This is a genomic window from Megasphaera sp. NM10 (assembly GCF_000417505.1).
In the GTDB taxonomy this organism is placed as follows: Bacteria; Bacillota; Negativicutes; order Veillonellales; family Megasphaeraceae; genus Megasphaera; species Megasphaera intestinihominis.
Genome location: NZ_APHY01000003.1, coordinates 23530 through 45367 on the forward strand (window position 1 = coordinate 23530; position 21838 = coordinate 45367).

The window sequence follows — 21838 nt, forward strand, 5'->3', positions numbered from 1 at the left end:
TTTCTCATGGGAGTTTTTGATGTGGTCGGCCCTGTCATGATCGGGCCGTCCAGTTCCCACACGGCGGGTGCCGCCCGGATTGGCCTCATGGCCCGGGAAATCCTGAAAGATGAACCGAAAAAGGCGGTCATCACTGTCTATGGTTCTTTTGCCAAGACCTATAAGGGTCACGGTACGGACCGGGCCCTCGTCGCCGGCCTGCTCGGCTTTTCTGCCGACGATGTCCGCCTGCGCACGTCCTTTGCCATTGCCGCAGACCAGGGCCTGGCTATTGAATTCCACCGGTCCGATGAAGAAGTGGACCATCCCAACACGGTACGCATCGCCATGACCGGCGCGTCTGGCCGGAAGATGGAAGTCCTCGGCGTCTCCCTGGGTGGCGGTAAAATCGAAATCCGCGAAATCAACGGGGCAGAAGTGGCCCTGAATGGGGAAGAACATACACTGATTACGGTCCACAGGGACCAGCCGGGCATCATCGCCCAGGCGACGACGGTCCTGGCCATCGGTCATATCAATGTATCGAATATGCGCGTCTTCCGCAGTGCCAAGAACGAAACAGCCGTCATGATCGTCTGCACGGACAGCCCTGTTCCCAATGAAATCGTCCACATGATACAGAATATTACAGCCATTGAAAGCGTCGTCACGCTGCTGCCGCTCTAGGAGGAATAAGATGTATAAATATGAATATAAGACCCTTCATGACTTATTGGCCCTGGCAGAAAAAGAAAAGACGACTCTGTCAGACATCGTCGTGCGTCATGAAGTAGAGTCGTCAGAAGAACTGGAAGAAAAAGTACGGGCCATCATGGCCAGCCGTCTCGATGTGTTCCAGGAATCCATCGATGCCGGCATGAAGGACCCGGGAAAATCGGTCAGCGGCCTCGTCGGCGGCGATGCCCATAAACTGGCTGAAAAGGCGCCGAATTTACTGGGCCCCTTGGCGCATAAGGCGGCTGTCTATGCCCTGGCCGTCAGTGAAGCCAATGCCAAGATGTTCAAAATCGTCGCCTGCCCGACAGCCGGTTCCTGCGGCATCGTGCCGGCCGTCATGATGGCCGCTGCCGAAGAAATGCAGACGCCCCGTCCCGTACTGGTCGATGCTTTGTTCACGGCAGCGGGTATCGGCGCCGTCGTTTCCCGCAATGCCTCTGTCGCCGGTGCCGTCGGCGGCTGCCAGGCCGAATGTGGGACGGCTGCGGCTATGGCGGCAGCGGCCGTAGCCGAAATGGCCGGCGGCGATAACGATACGATCCTCCAGGCCTTTGCCCTGTGCATGAAAAACACGCTGGGCCTGGCCTGCGATCCCGTAGCGGGCCTGGTCGAAGTGCCCTGTGTCAAGCGCAATGCCGTCTTTGCCGTTGAAGCCCTGGCGGCTGCTGAAATGGCCCTGGCCGGCATCAAGAGCGTCATCCCGCCAGATGAAGTCATTGCGGCCATGGCGGAAATCGGCCGCCTCATGCCAGTCGCCCTGAAAGAAACCTCCGATGGCGGCCTGGCCCGGACCGAAACGGGGAAGGCCATCGCCGCTCGATTAGAAAAAGCGATGGAAGAGTGAGGCTGCCTTTTACGCCTCCCCGTCCTGGAGTCCCGGCTGGTTCTGTGCCAGTGCCGGCTGGCCTTCGAGACGGCGGTATATCATACGGCACAGGCTGGCAGAAACGGGAGCATCCTTGGGCTGGCAGGCGAATTCGAGGATCAGTTCAGCTTCAAAACGGTTTAATTCTACCCAGCGTACCTTCAATGTAGTCATCCCTTTGCGGTTAATATAGTGCGTTCCATTCTCCTTTATTCTACTATACCGTCCTGCCTTTTACAAGGCGCGCCGAAGGCGCTGTGATTTGACAATTTCCCTATTTATTGATATGATATATCCCGTCAATTGAACAGGCGATGAGATTCAGTGAATCCCTCCGGCACGAACCCTGAGGGCTAAAAAGTCTATCGTCATGATAGTGGAGAGGGGCTTCGCGTTCGCGGCGCCCCTTTTTGGTTGCCCAGAGCGGGCTCATTTATGTTATAATGAAGCTGAATATAACGAAAAGGGGGGATTCGATGAGTACCTTACCGATTACGTCCTATCGATGGCCTCGCTTTTTTTCCTTGATGGACACCTTGAAGATACAGCGGCCTCACGAGGAATATGGCCGCGCCGTCCAGGCTTATTTCCACAGCCTCTTTCCTCATCGGCAGTGGAGTGTCTTCCAGGACCCGGACGGGACGCCGCTGGCAGTGGACGTAGAGCTCTTATATCCTACGGTAGAAGAACCCTTCTATCTCCTTCATACCATCGGCATGAGTGCCGCGCCCATGCATTACCCGGCTGGCGAATTTGTGACCGGGAAAGAAGGCTACGGCGAACTCTGCCTCATCCTGCCGGCTGATTGGCCCTTCCGCAAGGACTGGGATATTTCCCTAAACGACGAAGAAGCCTGGCCCATCTGGCTGCTCATGGAGCTGGGGCGGTTCCCGCACGTCCATGATGTGTGGATGTCCTATGGCTTTCTCCTGCCCAACTCGGAAAGCCATGAGCCTTTTGCCAGGGATACGGCTCTGTCCGGCCTGGTCATCGTCCAGTTTGAAGGTCAGCTGGGCGGCGTTTCCATGGCCGATGGTACGACGGTGGAACTTCTCATGCCCATCCTTTTATATAAAGAAGAAATGGATTTGTGCAGCGACATCGGCGTCGACGCCCTTGTCGATGCTGTCGTCGATGAATGTGGCGGGTCTTTCCTGCTCAACAAGGACAGGCCGAACGTGGCCCTGGAAGACTGGTTCTTCGACGACATCCCTTAACTAGGCAGAAAGGAGATTTTCAGTATCGTGATTACCAGTACGACGACCCTGGTCCCGGATAATCCGGCCGCAGCCTACGCTGCTTATCGGCAGGCTGCGTCGGCTGTTTTCCTGGCGGGAACGCAGGGCTTGAAATATAAAAAAGACCATTATGACCTGGCTGTCGATTTGTCGAAAGCCGGGATGCAGTATATCGAAGAACGGGAAGACGACATCGTCATCGGCGCCATGACACCGCTTTGGCAGATCAAGATTTCCCCGGTCATCCAGGAGTTTGCCGGCGGAGCCATCAGCAAGGCCATCAGTGACGTAGCCGATAAAAACGTCCAGCGCTACGGCACGCTGGGCGGCGTCATTTCGGGGAAAGCGCCTTTTTCCGTCCTCCTGCCGATCCTCCTGTCCCTCCACGTCGATGTACAGCTGCAGGATAAAGGCTGCATGAGCCTGGATGACTATTTGCACTGCCCGCCCATGGGTGAACTGGTAACGGGCATTTCCATTGCCAAAGAAGCTGTCTATACGGCCTATAAAGCCTATCGCAAGCTGCCGGCAGATGAACCGTATCTGGTCGGTGCCGTCGCCATGCGGGAAGATTCGTGGTGCATCGTCGTCGGCGGCCGTCCCGGCCTGGCTGCCATTGCCCGCTCGGCCAGTGAAGAACTGACGGAAAAGGGCATGGCCGTCAAAGAAAATGTGGCCCATCTGGCCAGTGAAGAACTCGATTTCGGCAATTTCGGCACCTGCTCCGAAGAAGAACGGCGGGCCCTGACCATCGATATGGTCCGCGGCCTCATCAAATCGGCCTGGAAAGGCTATAATCGTTATGTTGTGAAGAAGTGAATTCCAGAAGGGGGTACTTTCATGTTTGAAGATAATCGTTGGCGACGTATGTTGAAACCCGGCATTACGGCTATTGTCGGTGCCGGTGGTAAGACGACCGTATTGGAACGGCTGGGGACTTACGGCCACGGCGGTCATCTGCCGATCATGGTCAGCAGCATCGTTCCCATGGACAGCACGCGTGTCGATAATGTCGAACCCTTTGACGTCATCTGCACGGAAGATATGGAAAAGGGCGAAGCCTTCTGCGCTGAACGCATTGCCGCCGGCCACGTCCCGGCGTGGTTCGCCGGCCTCGACGACCAGGACCGCTATATCGGCCTCGACCCCAAGGTCATCGATGACATCAAGATGCGCCACCCGGCCTGGTACATCCTCATCGAAGGCGATGCAGCCGGCAATAAGTGGCTCAAGGCCCCGCTGGCAGACGATGTACCCCTGCCGGCTTCCTGCGATACCGTCATCGGTGTCCTCAATTTACAGATGCTGGGCAACGTCATCAGCGCCGAAAAAATCGAAGGCGTCGAAACGGCAGCGGCCATCATGGGCCGTCCTTGCGGCGCTGTCATTACGCCGGCCATGCTGGCCAAGCTCATCAAGCATCCGCGGGGACTGTTCCGCGGCGTGCGCTGCCCGCGGATCCTCTTCTGCACGGGCTATAATGCCGTCCAGCACCGCATGACCGAAGCCCTCCTCGACGATTTGGAAGACTTCGACCTGACGGCCAGCGTCCTGGCCGATGGCTATCGGGAAACGTGTACGATACGCCAGTATATTCACTATGGTAATGTCAAAAAGAAACGGATGTAAGCAAAAATGAAACAAAAAGGCAGACTGTTTTTGGGATGTATCTTACTTTTCTTCTTGGCTTCGCTGGGGCTTTTCCTGAATTTCGACCGCGACCGCGTCATGGCAGCGGCCGAAGCCCGGCATATCCCGGTGCCGCAGGTCCTTTCCAGCAAGCCTGACGTAGCTCTGATCGGTGATGATTTCTCCCTGCCTCCTGTCGATAATGATAAACCGGTGTACGATAAATATACGACCCGGCAGCGTCAGGAAAAGGGCCTGCCCACGACATACGGCAAGACGCGGGATTATTATTATGGTGACAACGTCGTCTATCTGACCTTTGACGACGGCCCGAACGATAAGAATACGTCGCGCATTCTGGATATCCTGAAAAAGGAAAACATCCATGCTACCTTCTTCCTGACCGGCCAGAATGTCGTCCGCTACCCTGATGTGGTCAAGAAAATCTACCAGTCTGGCAATGCCATCGGCGTCCATTCGTATACGCATGATTATAAGAAAATATACGTTTCGCCCAAGGCTTATACGGACGAGCTCTTGCAGACAGAAGAAGAAATTTATAAGATTCTCGGCGTCCGGCCCATCATTTCTCGCGCCCCTGGCGGTACGGAAGGGCACTTCACCAAGGACTTCTGGACGGCTATCAACAACATCGGCTATATCGAAGTCGGCTGGAATGCCTTGACCGGCGATGCTGACGGGACGGGCAAGACAGCCGATAAAGAAGTGGAAAACATAAAGCAGCAGCTGCAATTGCGGCCCTATCTCCATCGCCATCTGGTCATCCTCATGCACGATGCCTATGGCCACGGTGCGACCGTCGACGCCCTGCCGGACATCATCCATCTCCTGAAAGGGCAGGGCTATACGTTCCGCGTCGTCACGACAGCCATTCCGCCTTCTTGGTAAAAGACATAGATGATATGCGAAAATAGTATACAATATATCCGTCAGTAAAACGATTGTCCACGGGGATTCTCATATCTATACAGAGAATCCCTGCTTTTTTACCTTGACAATTATTTCCCCGGGGTATACAATGACGACAACGAATTTTTAAATGTTGCACAAGGAGATTCCTATGAACACGTCATTCTTACATCAGGTAATTGAATACGTCTTTACTTATTTTAGCTGGGGCTACCTGTATTTTAGCGCTGGTTATTTTTGCTACGACGAATTCAATAAAACCGATGTAAGCATGAGAAGACTTCCACCTTTTCCGTGCCAGCCGGCTATGGCTGCCTAAGCAAGACGCGAGGAAAAGGCGATAAACGAGAATCTTAGAAGCAGGCTCATGTGAGCCTGCTTTTTTTTGTTGCTGGAATGGAGGAAAAAGTTATGATCATTGTATTGAAAGCAAACACACCGAAAGAAGAAGCGAAAAAATTAGTCGATGCCATCAAGGCCAAGGGCCTGCAGGTCGATATCAGTAAAGGCGCCCGCCAGACTGTCATGGGCCTCGTCGGCAATACGGAAGTCGTCGATGTCGAACAGATACAGAGCTATGAATGTGTCGACAAGGTCATGCGCGTCGAAGTCCCGTACAAACGGGCCAGCCGGGCGTTCCATCCCCAGGATTCGGTCATTCCCGTCGGTAACAGCGGCGTGACCATTGGCGGCAAGAAACTTGCCGTCATCGCCGGTCCCTGCTCCATTGAAACGCCGGACCAGATCGAAGGCGTCGCCTACGACGTCGCCAAGGCCGGTGCCAACATCCTTCGCGGCGGTGCTTTCAAGCCGCGTACTTCGCCGTACTCCTTCCAGGGTTTAGGCAACAAGGGCCTCGACATGCTCCGCGACGCCGGCCGCAAGGCGAAACTGCCGGTCATTACGGAAATCATGTCGGCCGACAAACTGCCGGTCTTCCTCGAAGATGGCGTCGACATCATCCAGATCGGGGCCCGGAACATGCAGAACTTCGACCTCCTCAAAGCCGTCGGTAAGACGCGCAAGCCGGTCCTGCTCAAGCGGGGCCTGAGCGCGACCATCGAAGAATGGCTCATGTCGGCTGAATACATCATGGCCGAAGGCAACCACAACGTCATCCTCTGCGAACGGGGAATCCGGACGTTTGAAACGTACACCCGCAACACCCTCGACTTGAGTGCCGTCCTGGCCGTCAAACGCCAGAGCCACCTGCCCATCGTCGTCGACCCGAGCCATGCGACGGGTAAGCGCTGGATGGTAGCCGACCTAGCCAAAGCCGCCGTTGCTGCCGGGGCTGACGGCCTGATGATCGAAGTCCACAACGACCCGGACAGGGCTTGGTGCGATGGCGCTCAGTCGATTACGCCGGCCATGTTCGCCGACCTCATGGATTCGCTCCGCAAACTGGCACCCGTCGTCGGCCGGGAAATATAAGGGATACAGGGGGAGACAATCATGGATAAGGAAGCTAGTGGTTTTAATACGAAACAGACTGTGGCCATCGTCGGCCTGGGCCTCATCGGCGGTTCCTATGCCCGCGGCCTGCGGCGCATCGGCGTCGGACATATCATCGCCATCGATTCCGATGAAAAAGCCCTCCACCAGGCTAAGCAGGAAGGCATGGTCGATGAAATCTATACGGCTGGCAGTAAGGCATTGAAGCAGGCGGATCTGGTCATCTTTTGTACGGCCGCTGATGTGATGATACGATTCCTGGCAGAAAATAAAGCCTTCTTTGCACCGGGGGCGGTCTTGACGGACGTAGCCGGTATCAAAGGGGATACGGCGACGGCTATTGCCGCTCTTCTCCCGGAAGGCGTTGATTTCGTGCCCGGTCACCCCATGGCAGGCCGTGAAGGCCGGGGGTATGCCATGGCCAGTGCCGATATCTTCAACGGTGCCAATTATATCCTCGTCCCCATGGCGGGCAACGACGAAGACCATATCCGGGCTGTGAAGGATATGGCCATGGCCCTGGGCTGTTCCCACGTCGTCCGCGTGACGCCGGAAGACCACGACCGCTTCATCGCTTATACCAGCAGCCTGCCCCACGTCCTGGCGACGGCTCTGGTCAACAGCGAATCCATGAATACGCTGACCAAGTATTTTGTAGCCGGCAGTTTCCGCGATGGGACGCGGGTTGCCGACATCAATGCGCCGCTGTGGACCAAGCTGTTCTTATCCAATAAAGACAACCTCTTGTATGAAATCAACCGCTTCAGCGCAGCCCTGCAATCTTTCTCGACCATGCTGGCCGAAGAAGATGCCCAAGAGATGACCCGTTTTTTACAGCAAGCCGCTATGCGGAGAAGGGAATTGGTTCATGAAACACATTCACGTTGATTTAGGAAAAGACTCTTATGATATCCATATTGAAAATGGCCTTCTCGACCGGGCTGGCGATTATATCCGCAACCTGACGAAATCGCAGAACCTGGCTGTCATTAGTGATTCGAACGTCGATACCCTCTACGGTCAGCGATTGGAAACGGTTCTAACAAAGGCTGGCTTCCGCGTTCACCGCCTGGTCTTTCCGGCCGGGGAAGAACACAAATGCGCAGCGACCCTCCTAGACCTCTATCAGCAGCTCTCTGATGCTGGCATTACCCGCAGCGATTGTATCCTGACTTTCGGTGGCGGCGTTACCGGCGACCTCGGCGGCTTCGCGGCAGCGACCTTCCTGCGCGGCGTTCCCTTTATCCAGATTCCGACGACGATTATTTCCCAAGTCGACAGCAGCGTTGGAGGAAAAGTTGCCATCGACCTGCCCAGCGGCAAGAATCAGGCCGGCAATTTTTACCAGCCCAAAGGCGTCCTCATCGATCCGGCACTGCTATCGACGCTGCCCAAGCGCTTCATCCACGACGGTATGGGGGAAGTCATCAAATACGGCTGCATCCGCGACCTGGCCCTCTTTGAACTCCTGGAAAAGCTCGATGACCAGTCTGTTTTCGAGCATTGGGAAGAAATCATCGAACGCTGTTGCCAGAGCAAGGCCGATATCGTTGAACACGATGTCTTTGATATGGGCGAACGTATGATGTTGAACTTTGGTCATACTATCGGCCATGCTATCGAAGGCTGTTATGGTTTTGGCCACTACACCCACGGTGAAGGCGTCGCTGCCGGCATGTCCATGCTGACCGGTGTCACCGAAGCCATGGGGCTGACGAAAGCCGGGACGACGGCGCGGCTGCGCAAGGTCCTCGAACAGTATGGCCTGCCGATCGATGTCGATGCATCGGCTGAAGAACTCATCCCTTACATCAGCAATGATAAGAAGATGCGCGGCAACCATATTACCCTGGTCATTATCGAAGAAATCGGCAAGGCCCGCCTGCTGCCGCTGGCTGCGGAAGACCTGCCGAAATACATCCGAAAGAAGGACGCCCAATGAATGTCATCATTACACCACATACCTTACAAGGGACGGTAGAAGCGCCTTCTTCTAAAAGTATCGGCCACCGCGACCTCATCTGCGCGGCCCTGGCCGAAGGGGAAAGCCTGGTCGACAACATCTCCCTATCCCAGGACATCGAAGCGACGTGTGATATCCTGAAGGCTTTAGGGGCCGACATCACACCTGCCGTTTCAGCTCATTCCGGCCGGGCTGCCTATCGCGTCCAAGGCGGCTTGAAGCCTCAGGGCCAGCCGCTGGCCGTCGATGCCAATGAATCGGGATCGACCTTGCGCTTCCTCATTCCCGTCGCCATCCTCAGCGACAATAAGGTTACTTTTTCCGGCAAAGGCCGCCTGGCCAAACGGCCGTTGACGCCGTATTATGAACTCTTTGATGAAAAGGGCATCACTTATGAAACGACGGAAGGCGCCCTGCCCCTGACCGTATCGGGGACCTTGCAGCCCGGGACGTATTCCCTGGCCGGCGACGTCAGCTCTCAATTCTTCACGGGCCTGCTCATGACCTTGCCCCTTCTCGACGGCGACTCGGTCCTGCGCAGTACGACGCCGCTGGAATCGGCCAGCTATGTCGACATGACCCTCGACTGCCTGCGCCAGCACGGCATCGTCATCGATAAAGAATGGGACGGCTCCTATCGGATTCCTGGCAATCAGCACTATCGATCCGGGACTTATGTCGTCGAAGGTGATTATTCCCAGGCCGCTTTCTGGCTCTCTGCCGGCAGCCTGGGCCGGGCTATCTGCTGCACGGGTCTGCGGTCGAAATCGTCTCAGGGCGACGAAGTCATCGTCTCTCTCATCCGCGACATGGGCGGCCAGGTCGAAGGCAAGACGGAATTGACGGCCTGCCCGTCAGAACTGACTGGACGAGTCATCGACGTCGAAGACTGCCCGGACCTGGTCCCGGTCCTGACCGTCCTGGCGTCCTGTGCCAAGGGCATTACCCGCATCATCCATGCCGGCCGGGTCCGCTTGAAAGAATGTGACCGTCTGCACGCCATGGCCACAGAGCTCAACAAAATCGGCGGCGATATCGAAGAAGAAGACGAAGGCCTCATCATCCACGGTGTCGGCGGCTTTACCGGTGGTACGGTCAACGGCTGGAACGACCATCGCATCGCCATGGCCCTGGCCGTCGCATCCCAGCGCTGCAGCCAGCCGCTGCGCATCGAAGGCGCTGAGTGTGTCCGCAAATCGTATCCGGAATTCTGGCAGGATTTCCAGGCCTTAGGCGGCATCATCCAAAAGGAGGGGGAGTAAAATGAATACCTTTGGAAGAACGATCGGCCTTACGATTTTCGGTGAATCTCACGGCCTTTCTATCGGCGCCGTCCTCGACGGCCTGCCGTCGGGCGAGGCCATCGACTGGGACGCCGTCCGGGCTGAAATGGCCCGCCGCGCGCCGGGGAAGAATAAAATGTCTACGGCCCGCTCGGAAAAAGATGTCTTTGAAGTACAAAGCGGCTTTTTCAACGGCCATACGACGGGGACGCCGCTGTGCGCTATCATCCGCAACAGTGACCAGCACTCGCGGGATTACGACCAGCTGCGCCACATCATGCGGCCTGGCCATGCCGATTATTCCGGCAAGATACGCTATGGCGGTTTCAACGATTACCGCGGCGGCGGCCACTTCTCAGGCCGTCTGACGGCGCCCCTGGTCTTTGCCGGTGCCGTCGCTTCGCAGATACTGGCCCGCCACGGCATTACCATCGGCTCCCATATCCTGCGCCTGGCCGGCATCGCCGACAAGCCCTTTGATGCTGCCGGGGAAACAGCAGAAACCCTGCAGGCGCTGAAAAAAGAAACACTGCCCGTCCTCGATAAGGCCCAGGCCGGCCCGATGGAAGAAAAAATCCTGGAGGCCAAGAACGACCTCGATTCGGTCGGCGGCGTCATCGAATGTATGGTGACAGGTCTTCCTGCCGGCATCGGCGACCCGTTCTTCGACTCCGTCGAAAGCCAGCTCAGTCACATGATGTTCTCCGTACCGGCCGTCAAGGGCATCGAATTCGGCGACGGCTTCGCCCTGGCAGACCTCCGCGGCTCCCAGGCCAACGACGCCTTTTATTACGATGGCGATGCCGTCAAGACCCGGACCAACCACAACGGAGGCATCAACGGCGGCATCACCAACGGCATGCCTGTCGTCTTCCGCCTGGCCGTCAAGCCGACGGCGTCAATCAGCCAGAAACAGGAAACCATCGACACGGACACGAAGGAAAACTGCGACCTCGTCATCAAGGGCCGCCACGATCCCTGCATCGTCCAGAGGGCCATCCCTGTCGTCGAAGCGGCCGCTGCCTGGGCCATCCTCGACGTCTGCTTGTCAGAGAAAGGGCGGTGCTGGTAATGGATGCGTCTGAAGATATGCCCTTGAACATCGCCTGTTTCGGCCAGCCCGGTTCTTATACGTATGAAGCCATGAAGTCCTATTTTGCCGGCAAGAATATTTTGCCTGCTTATGGCTCTCACTTTGAAGACGTCGTTCAGGCCGTTGCTACCCGGCAGGCCCGCTACGGCGTCCTGCCCATCGAGAATTCGTCGACTGGCGGCATCACCGATGTATACGACCTCATCCACCGTTACGACTGCTGCGTCGTCGGCGAAAAATACGTCAAAGTAGAGCATTGCCTCTTGACCCTGCCAGGGACGAAACTCGAAGACATCCGCGAAGTCTATTCGCATCCGCAGGGCCTGAACCAGTGCCGCAGTTACCTCAAGCACCACGGCGAATGGCAGCTCCACCCCTATTTCAGTACCTCTCAGAGTGCCGAACAGGTTCAAAAAATGGAGGACCCCCATATCGCTGCCATTGCCAACAAGACGGCAGCTGATATGTACGGCCTCGATGTCCTGGTGGAACATATTAATGACAATACCATGAATTATACGCGGTTCTTCATCATCGCCGCCGATATGGAACAGTCGCCAGAGGCCGACAAGATTACCCTGGTCCTGACGACACAGCACCGGCCAGGCGCCTTGTATCACGTCCTGGGCTACTTCTTCTATAACGGCATGAACATGACTCATCTGGAATCGCGGCCCCTCAAGGCCGGCCCTTTGAATACTTTTTCCACATCGACATCATGGGCAACCTGCGCAATCCGGCGACATCCCGGGTCCTGCGCAATTTGGCAGAACACTGCAATTATTTTAAAATCTTAGGGAATTACGTATCCGACCAAGGAGGAAATGTAGATGAAATTAGGCGTCATCGGGGCTAAGTTAGGTCATACGGCTTCCCCGGCTATCCACGAAAAATTATTCAGGATTTTACAGGTCGAAGGGCAGCATCAGTACGGCGTCCTGGAAATGGACCGCAGCGATATCCCAAATGAACTTCAGCGCCTGCGCGACGAAGGGTATACGGGAGCCAATGTCACCATTCCCTACAAACTCGACGTCATGCCGTACTTGACGGATATTTCCCGCGAAGCCCGCATCATCGGAGCTGTCAACACGCTCCATTTTACAGATAACGGGATTTTTGGCTATAATACAGACTACAGCGGCTTCGGTCGCTCCCTGGAACATGCCGGTATCGGCATCCAAAAGAAGGACTGCGTCGTCCTCGGTTCCGGCGGCGGTGCCCGGGCCATCATCCAGTACCTGGCCGACAGCGGTGCCAAGTCGATTACCGTCGTATCCCGCCATCCTCACTCGAAGACGGAATTCGACGCCTTCACGAAGACCGTCGGTGCCGATACTATCGATTATCAGGACTTTGAATATTCTCAGGGCGGCGACGTCCTGGTCAACTGCACGCCAGTCGGCATGTTCCCTGACGTCAACGGCTGCCCTGCATCGGAACGTATCATCGCCGCCTTTCCGGCTGTCGTCGATATCGTCTATAACCCGAAAGACACGCAGATTTTGCAGGCCGCCCGTCGCCACGGCGCCAAGACCCTGAACGGCATGTACATGCTCGTCGCTCAGGCCATCGGTTCGGAAGAAATCTGGATGGGCCGGACTATCGATTCGTCTGTGATTGAACAAATTGCCAAGGAGATGGAATCTTATTATGAATGATAAGGTCAATATTGTCCTCATCGGCATGCCTGGATGCGGTAAGAGTACTTTAGGGAAAGCTTTGGCGAAACGCTTAGGACGTGATTTCTACGACGCCGACGACGTCATCGTAGAACAGGAAGGTAAGACCATCCCGGAACTCTTCGCCGTCAGTGAAGACTGCTTCCGCGATGCCGAAGTCCGAGCCAGTCGTACGCTGGCTGCCAAGCAGGGCGTTATCATTGCCTGTGGCGGCGGCGTCATCAAACGTCCGGAAAATATGGCTATTTTAAAAAAGACGGGCAAAGTATTTTTTATCGACCGTTCACCAGATGATATCGTCTCCGATGTAGATGTAGCTGTCCGCCCCTTATTAAAAGAGGGCCGGCAGAAAGTCTACCGGCTCTACGAAGAACGCATCACACTTTACCGTGAAGCGGCTGATTATTGCATTGTCAATGATAAAAGCATGGAAGAAGTACTCTATGCCCTTGAAGCACTTATCAGAAATATATGAAGGCCTCAGTGAAGGGCCCGCAGGATTTGTTGCAATGTCGTGACTTCCAGCTGGCCCGGTGCAGAGGCTTTTTTAGCCGAACCGAAGGTCAGGGCAGAGCCGAAGATTTCCCCGCTGATGCGGCTGATGGCGCCGAGTTTGCCCATGGACATGGTGATGATCGGTTCATCGGGATACTGGGATTTGACGGCTTCTGTTGCCGACAAGAGGGTCAGGACGTCTTTAGCCGAGTTCGGCATGCAGGCCAGTTTGGCCACATCGGCGCCGAGTTTCTTCATGCCCATGAGGCGGCCAGTGATTTCATCGAAAGACGGCGTCTTGTCGAAGTCGTGGTTGCTCATGATGACCGTTACGCCGTGTTCTTTCGCGACGACCAGTGCTTTTTCGATGCTGGCGCGGTCGCGGAAGTATTCGACGTCGACGGCATCGACTTTACCGCTTTTAATAGCGTAGCCGATGAGGTCGAAATAGTAGCTTTCAGGAACTTCCGTTTCGCCGCCTTCTTCTTTAGTACGGAACGTGAACAGGATAGCGCCGTTTGGCAATTCCTGGCGGACAGCGGCCAAAGCTTCGCCGACAGCGTCGAGGGACGTGACGTCTTTCAAGAAGTCGATGCGCAGTTCGACGACGTCGTAGATTTTATCCTGGAGATAGCGGCATTCCTGGACGAGTTCGTTCGTAGAATGACCGACAAGGGGGACACAGATTTTAGGCATGCCATTGTCGAGGGCAACATTGCCGATTTTGACCATACGTTGAATTCCTCCTCTTGTGAGTAGTTGCAGTGGATTTTTCTTTCATGACGCTATTATAGCGCAAAAATGATAAGTTGTTAGCCCCTAATAACAAAAAGCGGGGCCGTCATACGAAGATTTATATCATCATGCGAAACACCTTGTGCTTTATAGTTTGTAGAAAAGACCTTTAAATTTAAACCCATCCGCTAACAACTAACAACTAGCCACTAACAACTTGAAAGGGGCTGTCGCGATGCGGCAGCCCCGTTTGTACACTCACTTTTCGTCCATGATGGCGATAGGTCCTCGTTCGCCTGTCCGGATGCGGACGGCATCGTTCAGGCGGTAGATGAAGATCTTGCCGTCGCCCGGTTTGCCTGTCTTGCAGACTTTCTGGGCGACTTCGACGACTTTGTCGACCGGCACTTCACAGACGACCGTTTCGACTTTAATGCCTGGCAGGAGGTTGATGTTGTACCGCTGGCCGCGGTAGACTTCGACGTAGCCTTTCTGGAGGCCGCAGCCGAAGACCTGGCTGACAGTCATGCCCATGACACCGATGTTGTTCAGGGCTTCTTTGAGCTCTTCCAATTTACTCGGACGAGTGATGATTTCTACTTTTGTAATCGGATGTTCTTCCATTCGTATCACCTCTATAAGTTACGACCGTTAATGCCTGCGTTGTTGACGGCGGCATTGTCCAAGGATGCATTGCCGAGCGGCGTCGCCGGCGTTTCGCCGAAGGGGCTGCCGGACATGATAGCATAATTATAACCCCGTTCGCCGTGTTCGCCAATGTCCAGGCCTGTGATTTCTTCATTCTTATCGGTGCGGACCGTCATGAAGAGGCTGATGATCTTGAAGATGATGAACGTGCCGACAATGGCCAGGGCGTAAGCGACGACAGTGGAAATAATCTGAGCGACGAGCAGATCCGAGCTGCCGTAGAAGAGGCCGTCAGCCCCGGCCGGGTTGACTTCCGTCGTAGCCCAGAGGCCGGTGGCGATGGAGCCCCATGTACCGCCGATACCGTGGATACCGAAGGCGTCGAGGGAATCGTCGTAACCGAGTTTGGCTTTGACGACGGCGACGGCGAAGTAGCAGATGACACCGCCGACAGCGCCGATAATCAAGGCCGGCAGGGGAGCGACGAAGCCGGCTGCCGGTGTGATGGCAACCAGGCCGGCGATGCAGCCCGAAGCGGCACCGAGGATGGTCGGTTTACCCTGGACAATCCATTCGACAGCGACCCAGGTGACCGTAGCGGCAGCGGCAGCGGCCTGAGAAGCGATGAACGCGCTGGCAGCCAGTGCGTTGGCGCCGAGAGCACTGCCGGCGTTGAAACCGAACCAGCCGAACCAGAGGAGGGCTGCGCCGAGGACGGTCATAGGCAGGTTATGCGGAACCATGGGGATTTTCCCATAGCCATAGCGTTTGCCCAGGAGGACGCAGAGGGTCAGGCCCGAAACACCGGAGAGGATGTGGATGACCAGGCCGCCGGCGAAGTCGAGGGCACCGAGTTTAGCCAGGAAGCCGCCGCCCCAGACCCAGTGTGCCATGGGGTTGTAGATGAAGATAGCCCAGAGCAGGATGAAGACGACGAAAGCGTGGAACTTCATGCGTTCGGCGAAAGCGCCGGTAATCAGGGCCGGTGTGATGACGGCGAACATGCACTGGAAGGCGACGAAAGCCATTTCCGGAATCGTCCCGTTTTCCAGGACAGCCATGCCGACGCCGGTAAGACCGACTTTATCAAGAGAACCGATGAAACCATTAATATCCGTACCGAAAGTCATGGCATAGCCGATGAGGATCCATTCTACGGAAATCATGGCGACGATGAAGAAGCTCTGCATAATCGTCGTCAAGACGTTCTTGTTGCGGACCATGCCGCCGTAGAAGAAGCCAAGGCCCGGTGTCATGATGAATACCAGGGCTGCGCTGATGAGGACCCAGGCCGTATCGCCTGTATCGATCGTCCCCGGATCGGAAGCGAAGGCTGCCGGCGCTGCCATGAGCAGACACGGGAGCAGCACTCCTAAACGTGACCATAATTTTTTCATAATTCCCAACCTCCTGACAAATAAAAAAGATGCCTTTCCTGATGGAACCATCGGGGAAAAGACATCATTGTCTACTGTCATATTTTATTATCGCCAGAATATACGAAAAGCCTGGAAAGATAGTTTATGCTCTCTCTTTCCAGGCTCCTTTGCCGCTGCTATTCTGTTGATGAAATCATTATATAAGTAAAAACGCGTCATGTCAATAACTTTTTTTGAAATTCTTTTAATAAAAGTTGGGATATATTGATTTTAGTAACGAACAGATAAAAAGTATATCATTCAGACGAAAAGAATGTGCCCCAGGAAAATATAGAAAGTCAGGGATACGGCGCTCAGGGCCGTCGTGTTCATGACGACCTGCGTGGTGTAATCGGGGTTGTTGTCGAACTCGATGGCAAACAGGGCCGTATTGACGGCCGTCGGGATGGCACAGTAGATGAGGAAGACCGTGGCACTGACGGCTGTGAACGTGCCGGGCCGGAAGGCATTGGCCAGGTAGATCATGGCCAGGCCGATGAGGGGCAGGACCGTCATCTTGAGGATGCTGACAATCCAGACGTCCTTGTCGAGCCATTGGATCTTCGTCTGCGACAACTGGGCACCGATGCTGACCATGGCCAGGGGCAGGAGGGCCTTGCTGGCCATATCCATGATAGGCCACAGGAAGAAGTCCTTGGCGTCCCAGCCGACGTAGCGGGCGATGAGGGCCGCAGCCAGGACATAGAGCAGGGGCATGTGGAACATAACAGATAGCGTATCCCTGGCCGTCAGGCGGCCCCGGCCGGCCTGATAGAGGCCGAGCGTGTTGAGGGAGATGCTCTGGATCATGAAGATGATGATCTGTACAACCATAGCTTCGGCCAGATACGGCGTCTGGCCGTTGACGACGAAGGGGTCGTGGGAAAAGACGAGGATGATCAGGGCGACGCCGAGATTTCCCGTGTTGTTGAACATGAAGGCATTGCGGCACGATTCCAGCATGGCTGCATCGTAGTGGCGGATACGGCCGACGATGTTGGCGATGACGAAGCAGATGACCATGAAGATGGCGATGGCCGCGATGATGTTGATGCTCGTCGCCGGGAATTGCGTCGTATAGATATTGGTAAAGATGAAACTGGGGATGACCAGGAAAAACATGAGCTTCGATAAGGTCTTTACGTCGAGGTGGAATTTCTTATCGAGGAAATAACCGAGGACGACGAGAAAGAAAATGGGAAGCATCGTGTGTTCGATGATGAACCAGAATACCATGAGGGGTATCACTCCTTTTTCAAGATGGATACCCCTCATTATACGCTCAATATGGAATTAGACAACTGGGAAGCTCAGGCATAACTTTCAAAGTAATAGACGATGGTGAGCATCGTTTCGCACATGTACTTCAAGGCGTTGCTGTCCCAATGGAATTCCGGTGAATGGCCGATGACCGGTGCGTCGCTGTAGACGCCGACGTAGTAGAACGAGCTGGGCACGGCGGCGCTGAAATAAGCGAAGTCTTCCGAGCCGGAGCCGCGCTTCAAGGGGACCAGGTCGACGCGGTGGGAACAGTGGTCCTGGAGGATGTGGACGACCCGGTCGGTGACGCCGTCGTCATTGACGCAGACTGGCGAGAAGGGGACGACGTCCAGGTCGAAGGTGCCGCCGTAAGTGGTAGTGACATTTTTCAGGATGGCCTGAATGGCGTCGAGGATGCGTTTCCGCTTTTCTTCGTTATATGTCCGCAGGGTCCCTTTCAGTTCGGCCGTTTCCGGGATGACGTTCGGGTTGTGGCCGGCCTGGAACTGGCCGAAGGTGAGGACGACGCCGTCGCCGTCGGCATGGCAGTTGTAGACGAAGTTCTGGATGGACTGGATGATGTCGATGCCCATCTGGATGGGGCTGATGCACAGGGACGGCTGGGAGCCGTGGCCGCCGCGGCCGTGGAGGGTGATGGTGAAGTCGTCACAGGACGCCGAAATCTCACCGCGGCCGATGCCGACGTACCCCTTGGGCAGGCTGCCGGCGACGTGCAGGCCCAGGGCATAGTCGACGCGGGGGTTGTTGAGGATGCCGGCGTCGATCATGCGGGCGGCGCCGCCGTTGCCTTCTTCTGCCGGCTGGAAGGCCAGGCGGATCGTGCCGCGCAGGCAGTCTTTGTGCTTGTTGAGGATTTTGGCGACGCCCAGGAGATTGGCTGCATGGCCGTCATGGCCGCAGGCGTGCATGACGCCGTCGACGAGGGACGAATAAGGGCAGTCGAATTTTTCCGTCAGCGGCAGGGCGTCGATATCGGCCCGCAAGAGGATGACTGGACCGGGCAGGGCGCCGTGGATCAGGCCGGTGACGCCTGTGCCGGCGATGATTTTAACGTCTTCGATGCCCATGAGGGACAGTTCCTGGAATATCGTCTTGCACGTATCGAATTCTTTTTCACTCAATTCCGGATGGGCATGGAAATATTCGCGCATTTCCATCATATAAGGTAAAGTCTTGCGCACGGCTTCGTGAATATTAAATGTCGGTGTGTATCTATCGTTCATAGGTCAGTCCTCCTTCATTGAGCCCGATGCATTTTCTATATATGTATATATTATTCTATAATAAAACAAAAAATCCTGCCACCAGGGCAGGACTTTTTTTAGGCACTCTTTCGTCGGAACAGGCTGTGCTTTTCCATGAAGACGAAAAGAATCGGGATAATGACCAGTGTGAAGACTGTCGATGTCAGCAGGCCGCCGATGACGACGACGGCCATACTGGCCCGCGTTTCCGCCCCGGCCGTCATGGACAGGGCCGTAGGCAGCATGCCGACGACCATGGTCAGGGTGGTCATGAAGATAGGACGCAGCCGGACGCGGCCGGCCTGGATGACGGCGCTGCGCGGGTCCAGGCCCTGTTCGTGCATGAGGGTCAGCGTATAGTCCAGGAGGAGCGTCCCATTCTTGGCGACCAGGCCATCCATGACCAGGATGCCGATAAGGGAATAGAGGTTCAGCGTATTATTGGTCAAGAAGAGCAGGAACAGGGAGCCGATGAGGCCCAGGGGCAGCGAGAACATGCGGATGAATGGCGTCTTGACCGATTCATAGAGGATGGCCAGGATCATGAATATCAGGATGAGCGACAGGAGCAGGGCTTCGCCCAAGTCCGTGAAGGTCGTCGTCATCTGGTCGGCCTGGCCGGTGAAGCGGAAAGTCATGCCGTGCAGGTCCATGGCGTTCAGGTGATTCGCCACGTCCTGGATGACCTCGTTCAGCGGCCGTCCCTGAGGCGAGCCGCCGAGGGTGATGCTCCGTTCCTTGTCGGTCCGGCGGATCGTCACCGGTCCTGTCCCGGCCTGGACCTTGGCTACGTCGGCGATGTAAATGATGTGGCCGTTGGCGTTGAGGGGAATCGTTTCCAAGTCGGACAGGCGGAAGGCGTCGGCCCCTTTGAGGCGGACGTAGATATCCGTGTCGTTGTTGTCGTTTTTGGCGTCATTGGCCAGGACGCCGGCTTTCTGGCCGCTGATGGCATTGGAAAAGGTGTCGTTCAGATCGCTCAGGGACGTGCCGTATTGTTTCAGCTTATTACGGTCGACGACGAGCTGGTATTCGGGCATGCCGTCCTGGTAGGAGCTGCTGATGTCGCGCAGGCCGGCGATGTCGGTCTTCATCATCTGTTCGATAGCCCGTGACTGGGCCAGCAGGGCCTCGCTGTCCTTGCCGCGCAGTTCCAGGCGAAGGTTGCCTGAACCGCCGCCGAAGCCGCCTGTCGTCCCGGATACGGAAGCCTGGGCTTCTTTGACCCGGACGTCGCCGTCATAGATGTGGTCCGCAGCAAAGCGGCGCACGTCGTTGGTGACTTGCCATATCGTCCGCGACCGGTCGCGCCGGTCTTTCAGCGTTACCTGGATATTGGCCTGGTTCAGGCTCTTGCCGCCGATCATCGACGTATAGTACGTGACTTCCGGGACCGTCTTCAAGTAATCTTCGAGCTGGCGCGCTACTTTATCCGTCCGCGTCAGATTGGCATTGGTCGGCAGTTCGACGGTGATGCGGAAACTGCTTTCGTCAGTCTGGGGCATGAATTCCGAACCGACCAGGCCCGTCGGGATCAGGGCCGCTGCGGCGATAAACAGGACCAGGACGGGGATGACCAGCTTTTTGGCGTGATCCAGGCTCCAGGTCAGGATAGACGTATAGTGGTTGCGGGCGCTTTCTTCGATGGCGTCCATTTTATGCCAAATCGGTTTGTCCGGGATTTTCAGGCCCAGGCGGAACAGGCGCGATGCCAGCATCGGCGTCAGCGTAAAGGAAACGAAGAGGGAAAAGAGTGTGGCAAAGACGATGGTCAGGCCGAACTGTTTGAAATACTGGCCGACCATGCCCGTCATGAAGGCAATAGGCAGGAAAACGACGACATCGCAGAGGGTGATGGCGACAGCAGCCATGCCAATTTCCGACCGGCCGTGAAGGGCTGCTGATTTTGGTGCTTCGCCCTGCATGAGGTGGCGGTGGATGTTTTCCAATACGACAATCGAGTCGTCGACGAGGATGCCGATGCACAGGGCCATGCCCATGAGGGACATCATGTTAAAGGTGAAGCCGGCCAGGTACATGGCAAAAAAAGTAGAAATCAGGGATGTCGGAATGGCAATCATGACGGCCAGCGTCGATCGCCAGCCCCGGAGGAAGAAGAACAGGACCAGCCCTGTCGTGCACAGGCCTTCGATGAGGGTCTGCAGGGTATTGTGCAGGGAATTGCGGATATACGAAGCCGATTCATTGGTAATGGTAAAGGTATAGTCCGGATTGTCCTGGCGCAGTTCGTCCAGCTTTTTGGTCACATTGTCGACCGTGTTGACGACGTTGGCGTCGCTGTTCTTGTAAATGGCCATGACGACAGCATCGTCGCCGTTGACACGGGCATAATGCGTGACTCGCTGGTCCTGGCGCTTGATGGAGGCGACCGCCGTAATGGGAATCTTGGCACCCTTGGCATTGGTGACCTGGATTTGGGACAGTTCGCTTTCATCGGCGTACTGGGCTTTGACGCGGACGTCCGTCGTCGTGCCTGACGAATAAATCGTCCCCGACGGCATGAGGACGTTTTCCGCTTTCAAGGCTTTGACGACTTCTGCCAGGGTCATATCGTAGTGGATGAGCTTGTCCTTGTCGATTTCGACGGCGATTTCCTTATCACGGCCGCCGTTGAGCTCGATTTCCGAGACGCCATCGGCCTGCTGGAGGACATCTTGGAAATCATTTTCTGTCTTGCTGTAGATATCGTCCAGGGAGTGGGAAGATTGGACGGCGACGTACATGATCGGCGTCGCGTTGACGTCGCGCTTGATGACGACTGGCTCGTCGATATCGTCAGGCAGGCTGCCGCGGATGGCATTGATTTTTTTCGTAGCGTCAATGGCTGCCGCATCGGCATTGGCCGAAAAATCAAGCTCCAGCGTAATCCGGGCCTGGCCGTACGATGCCGTCGACGTCATATGTTTTAAATTAGACACAGAAGACAGAGCGTCTTCGGCAGGCTTGACGACCTGCTGTTCGACGGAATCGGCATTGGCACCGGGGTAGGAAATGGACACGGTGACGTACGGTGTGTTCAAGGCCGGCAGCAGTTCAACGCCGATGCGGTAGAAACTGAACAGGCCGAGGACGACGAAGAAGGCGATGACCATAGTGATGCCGATAGGGCGGTCGATAGAAAACTTAGTCAAATTCATGACG

The 21838-nt window shown here is 55.8% G+C and carries 21 protein-coding genes; 14 read left to right on the plus strand and 7 right to left on the minus strand.

The annotated features are described in order from the left end of the window. Positions 1-6: 6 nt before the first annotated feature. Both sdaAB and sdaAA read left to right on the plus strand, forming a co-directional pair. Positions 7-666 (plus strand): L-serine ammonia-lyase, iron-sulfur-dependent subunit beta, encoded by a 660-nt coding sequence (gene sdaAB / locus NM10_RS00630; RefSeq protein ID WP_020309698.1) that lies wholly within the window; start codon positions 7-9, stop codon positions 664-666. A gap of 10 nt (positions 667-676) precedes the next feature. After that, on the plus strand, positions 677-1561 hold the full coding sequence (sdaAA, locus tag NM10_RS00635; RefSeq protein WP_020309699.1) for an L-serine ammonia-lyase, iron-sulfur-dependent, subunit alpha: 885 nt from the start codon (positions 677-679) through the stop codon (positions 1559-1561). A gap of 9 nt (positions 1562-1570) precedes the next feature. Here the strand turns inward: sdaAA and NM10_RS00640 are convergent, their stop codons facing one another. After that, on the minus strand, positions 1571-1756 hold the full coding sequence (locus tag NM10_RS00640; RefSeq protein ID WP_036200724.1) for a hypothetical protein: 186 nt from the start codon (positions 1754-1756) through the stop codon (positions 1571-1573). Between the two features lie 302 nt (positions 1757-2058). On the opposite strand from NM10_RS00640, the gene NM10_RS00645 reads away from it, so the two are divergent. The 12 genes from NM10_RS00645 to NM10_RS00700 all read left to right on the plus strand — a co-directional run bounded on the left by NM10_RS00645 (position 2059) and on the right by NM10_RS00700 (position 13330). Beyond that, on the plus strand, positions 2059-2799 hold the full coding sequence (locus NM10_RS00645) for a suppressor of fused domain protein (RefSeq protein ID WP_020309700.1): 741 nt from the start codon (positions 2059-2061) through the stop codon (positions 2797-2799). A 27-nt stretch (positions 2800-2826) separates the two neighbouring features. Beyond that, the gene (locus NM10_RS00650) at positions 2827-3639 is read left to right on the plus strand and encodes an FAD binding domain-containing protein (RefSeq protein WP_020309701.1); all 813 of its coding nucleotides are present in this window, start codon (positions 2827-2829) and stop codon (positions 3637-3639) included. 21 nt (positions 3640-3660) lie between these two features. Beyond that, complete coding sequence (gene yqeC / locus NM10_RS00655; RefSeq protein ID WP_020309702.1) at positions 3661-4449, plus strand: selenium cofactor biosynthesis protein YqeC; 789 nt, start codon at positions 3661-3663, stop codon at positions 4447-4449. Positions 4450-4479: 30 nt separating this feature from the next. Further along, entirely contained in the window at positions 4480-5358 is an 879-nt protein-coding gene (locus NM10_RS00660; RefSeq protein WP_239639540.1) for a polysaccharide deacetylase family protein, read from the plus strand. A gap of 432 nt (positions 5359-5790) precedes the next feature. After that, positions 5791-6813 carry a 3-deoxy-7-phosphoheptulonate synthase gene (gene aroF / locus NM10_RS00665; RefSeq protein ID WP_020309704.1) on the plus strand — a complete coding sequence of 341 codons (1023 nt, stop codon included), beginning with the start codon at positions 5791-5793 and terminating at the stop codon, positions 6811-6813. A 21-nt stretch (positions 6814-6834) separates the two neighbouring features. Next, on the plus strand, positions 6835-7722 hold the full coding sequence (locus NM10_RS00670) for a prephenate dehydrogenase (protein ID WP_020309705.1): 888 nt from the start codon (positions 6835-6837) through the stop codon (positions 7720-7722). Further along, positions 7703-8776, plus strand: a complete 1074-nt coding sequence (gene aroB / locus NM10_RS00675; RefSeq protein WP_020309706.1) for a 3-dehydroquinate synthase — start codon at positions 7703-7705, stop codon at positions 8774-8776. Before NM10_RS00670 ends, aroB begins: the two co-directional genes overlap by 20 nt. After that, positions 8773-10059, plus strand: coding sequence for a 3-phosphoshikimate 1-carboxyvinyltransferase (gene aroA, locus NM10_RS00680; protein WP_020309707.1), 1287 nt, complete (start codon positions 8773-8775; stop codon positions 10057-10059). Before aroB ends, aroA begins: the two co-directional genes overlap by 4 nt. A gap of 1 nt (position 10060) precedes the next feature. Then, positions 10061-11152, plus strand: coding sequence for a chorismate synthase (gene aroC / locus NM10_RS00685; protein ID WP_020309708.1), 1092 nt, complete (start codon positions 10061-10063; stop codon positions 11150-11152). Next, positions 11152-11970, plus strand: a complete 819-nt coding sequence (locus tag NM10_RS00690; RefSeq protein ID WP_020309709.1) for a prephenate dehydratase — start codon at positions 11152-11154, stop codon at positions 11968-11970. Before aroC ends, NM10_RS00690 begins: the two co-directional genes overlap by 1 nt. Positions 11971-12003: 33 nt before the next feature. After that, a complete protein-coding gene (locus NM10_RS00695; RefSeq protein WP_020309711.1) occupies positions 12004-12834 on the plus strand; it encodes a shikimate dehydrogenase family protein in 831 nt (276 codons plus the stop codon). Next, positions 12827-13330 (plus strand): shikimate kinase, encoded by a 504-nt coding sequence (locus NM10_RS00700; protein WP_020309712.1) that lies wholly within the window; start codon positions 12827-12829, stop codon positions 13328-13330. Before NM10_RS00695 ends, NM10_RS00700 begins: the two co-directional genes overlap by 8 nt. Positions 13331-13335: 5 nt before the next feature. On the opposite strand, the gene aroD is transcribed toward NM10_RS00700, so the two are convergent. The 6 genes from aroD to NM10_RS00730 all read right to left on the minus strand — a co-directional run bounded on the left by aroD (position 13336) and on the right by NM10_RS00730 (position 21834). Then, positions 13336-14082 (minus strand): type I 3-dehydroquinate dehydratase, encoded by a 747-nt coding sequence (aroD, locus tag NM10_RS00705; protein ID WP_020309713.1) that lies wholly within the window; start codon positions 14080-14082, stop codon positions 13336-13338. A 261-nt stretch (positions 14083-14343) separates the two neighbouring features. Beyond that, positions 14344-14709: a P-II family nitrogen regulator gene (locus tag NM10_RS00710; protein ID WP_020309714.1), complete on the minus strand. Its 366-nt coding sequence runs from the start codon at positions 14707-14709 to the stop codon at positions 14344-14346. Positions 14710-14720: 11 nt separating this feature from the next. Continuing rightward, the gene (locus NM10_RS00715; protein WP_020309715.1) at positions 14721-16130 is read right to left on the minus strand and encodes an ammonium transporter; all 1410 of its coding nucleotides are present in this window, start codon (positions 16128-16130) and stop codon (positions 14721-14723) included. Between the two features lie 282 nt (positions 16131-16412). Continuing rightward, a complete protein-coding gene (locus tag NM10_RS00720; protein ID WP_020309716.1) occupies positions 16413-17387 on the minus strand; it encodes an AEC family transporter in 975 nt (324 codons plus the stop codon). Positions 17388-17461: 74 nt separating this feature from the next. After that, the gene (locus tag NM10_RS00725; RefSeq protein WP_020309717.1) at positions 17462-18655 is read right to left on the minus strand and encodes a M20 metallopeptidase family protein; all 1194 of its coding nucleotides are present in this window, start codon (positions 18653-18655) and stop codon (positions 17462-17464) included. Between the two features lie 98 nt (positions 18656-18753). After that, positions 18754-21834, minus strand: coding sequence for an efflux RND transporter permease subunit (locus NM10_RS00730; RefSeq protein ID WP_020309718.1), 3081 nt, complete (start codon positions 21832-21834; stop codon positions 18754-18756). Between the last annotated feature and the right edge of the window lie 4 nt (positions 21835-21838).

Excerpts from the sequence above, each read along its gene's own strand:
- sdaAB (WP_020309698.1), top strand. The coding sequence starts at position 7 with ATGGGAGTTTTTGATGTGGTCGGCCCTGTCATGATCGGGCCGTCCAGT.
- sdaAA (WP_020309699.1), top strand. The coding sequence starts at position 677 with ATGTATAAATATGAATATAAGACCCTTCATGACTTATTGGCCCTGGCA.
- NM10_RS00640 (WP_036200724.1), bottom strand. The coding sequence starts at position 1,756 with ATGACTACATTGAAGGTACGCTGGGTAGAATTAAACCGTTTTGAAGCT.
- NM10_RS00645 (WP_020309700.1), top strand. The coding sequence starts at position 2,059 with ATGAGTACCTTACCGATTACGTCCTATCGATGGCCTCGCTTTTTTTCC.
- yqeC (WP_020309702.1), top strand. The coding sequence starts at position 3,661 with ATGTTTGAAGATAATCGTTGGCGACGTATGTTGAAACCCGGCATTACG.
- aroF (WP_020309704.1), top strand. The coding sequence starts at position 5,791 with ATGATCATTGTATTGAAAGCAAACACACCGAAAGAAGAAGCGAAAAAA.
- NM10_RS00670 (WP_020309705.1), top strand. The coding sequence starts at position 6,835 with ATGGATAAGGAAGCTAGTGGTTTTAATACGAAACAGACTGTGGCCATC.
- aroB (WP_020309706.1), top strand. The coding sequence starts at position 7,703 with ATGAAACACATTCACGTTGATTTAGGAAAAGACTCTTATGATATCCAT.
- aroA (WP_020309707.1), top strand. The coding sequence starts at position 8,773 with ATGAATGTCATCATTACACCACATACCTTACAAGGGACGGTAGAAGCG.
- aroC (WP_020309708.1), top strand. The coding sequence starts at position 10,061 with ATGAATACCTTTGGAAGAACGATCGGCCTTACGATTTTCGGTGAATCT.
- NM10_RS00690 (WP_020309709.1), top strand. The coding sequence starts at position 11,152 with ATGGATGCGTCTGAAGATATGCCCTTGAACATCGCCTGTTTCGGCCAG.
- NM10_RS00695 (WP_020309711.1), top strand. The coding sequence starts at position 12,004 with ATGAAATTAGGCGTCATCGGGGCTAAGTTAGGTCATACGGCTTCCCCG.
- NM10_RS00700 (WP_020309712.1), top strand. The coding sequence starts at position 12,827 with ATGAATGATAAGGTCAATATTGTCCTCATCGGCATGCCTGGATGCGGT.
- aroD (WP_020309713.1), bottom strand. The coding sequence starts at position 14,082 with ATGGTCAAAATCGGCAATGTTGCCCTCGACAATGGCATGCCTAAAATC.
- NM10_RS00710 (WP_020309714.1), bottom strand. The coding sequence starts at position 14,709 with ATGGAAGAACATCCGATTACAAAAGTAGAAATCATCACTCGTCCGAGT.
- NM10_RS00715 (WP_020309715.1), bottom strand. The coding sequence starts at position 16,130 with ATGAAAAAATTATGGTCACGTTTAGGAGTGCTGCTCCCGTGTCTGCTC.
- NM10_RS00720 (WP_020309716.1), bottom strand. The coding sequence starts at position 17,387 with ATGGTATTCTGGTTCATCATCGAACACACGATGCTTCCCATTTTCTTT.
- NM10_RS00725 (WP_020309717.1), bottom strand. The coding sequence starts at position 18,655 with ATGAACGATAGATACACACCGACATTTAATATTCACGAAGCCGTGCGC.
- NM10_RS00730 (WP_020309718.1), bottom strand. The coding sequence starts at position 21,834 with ATGAATTTGACTAAGTTTTCTATCGACCGCCCTATCGGCATCACTATG.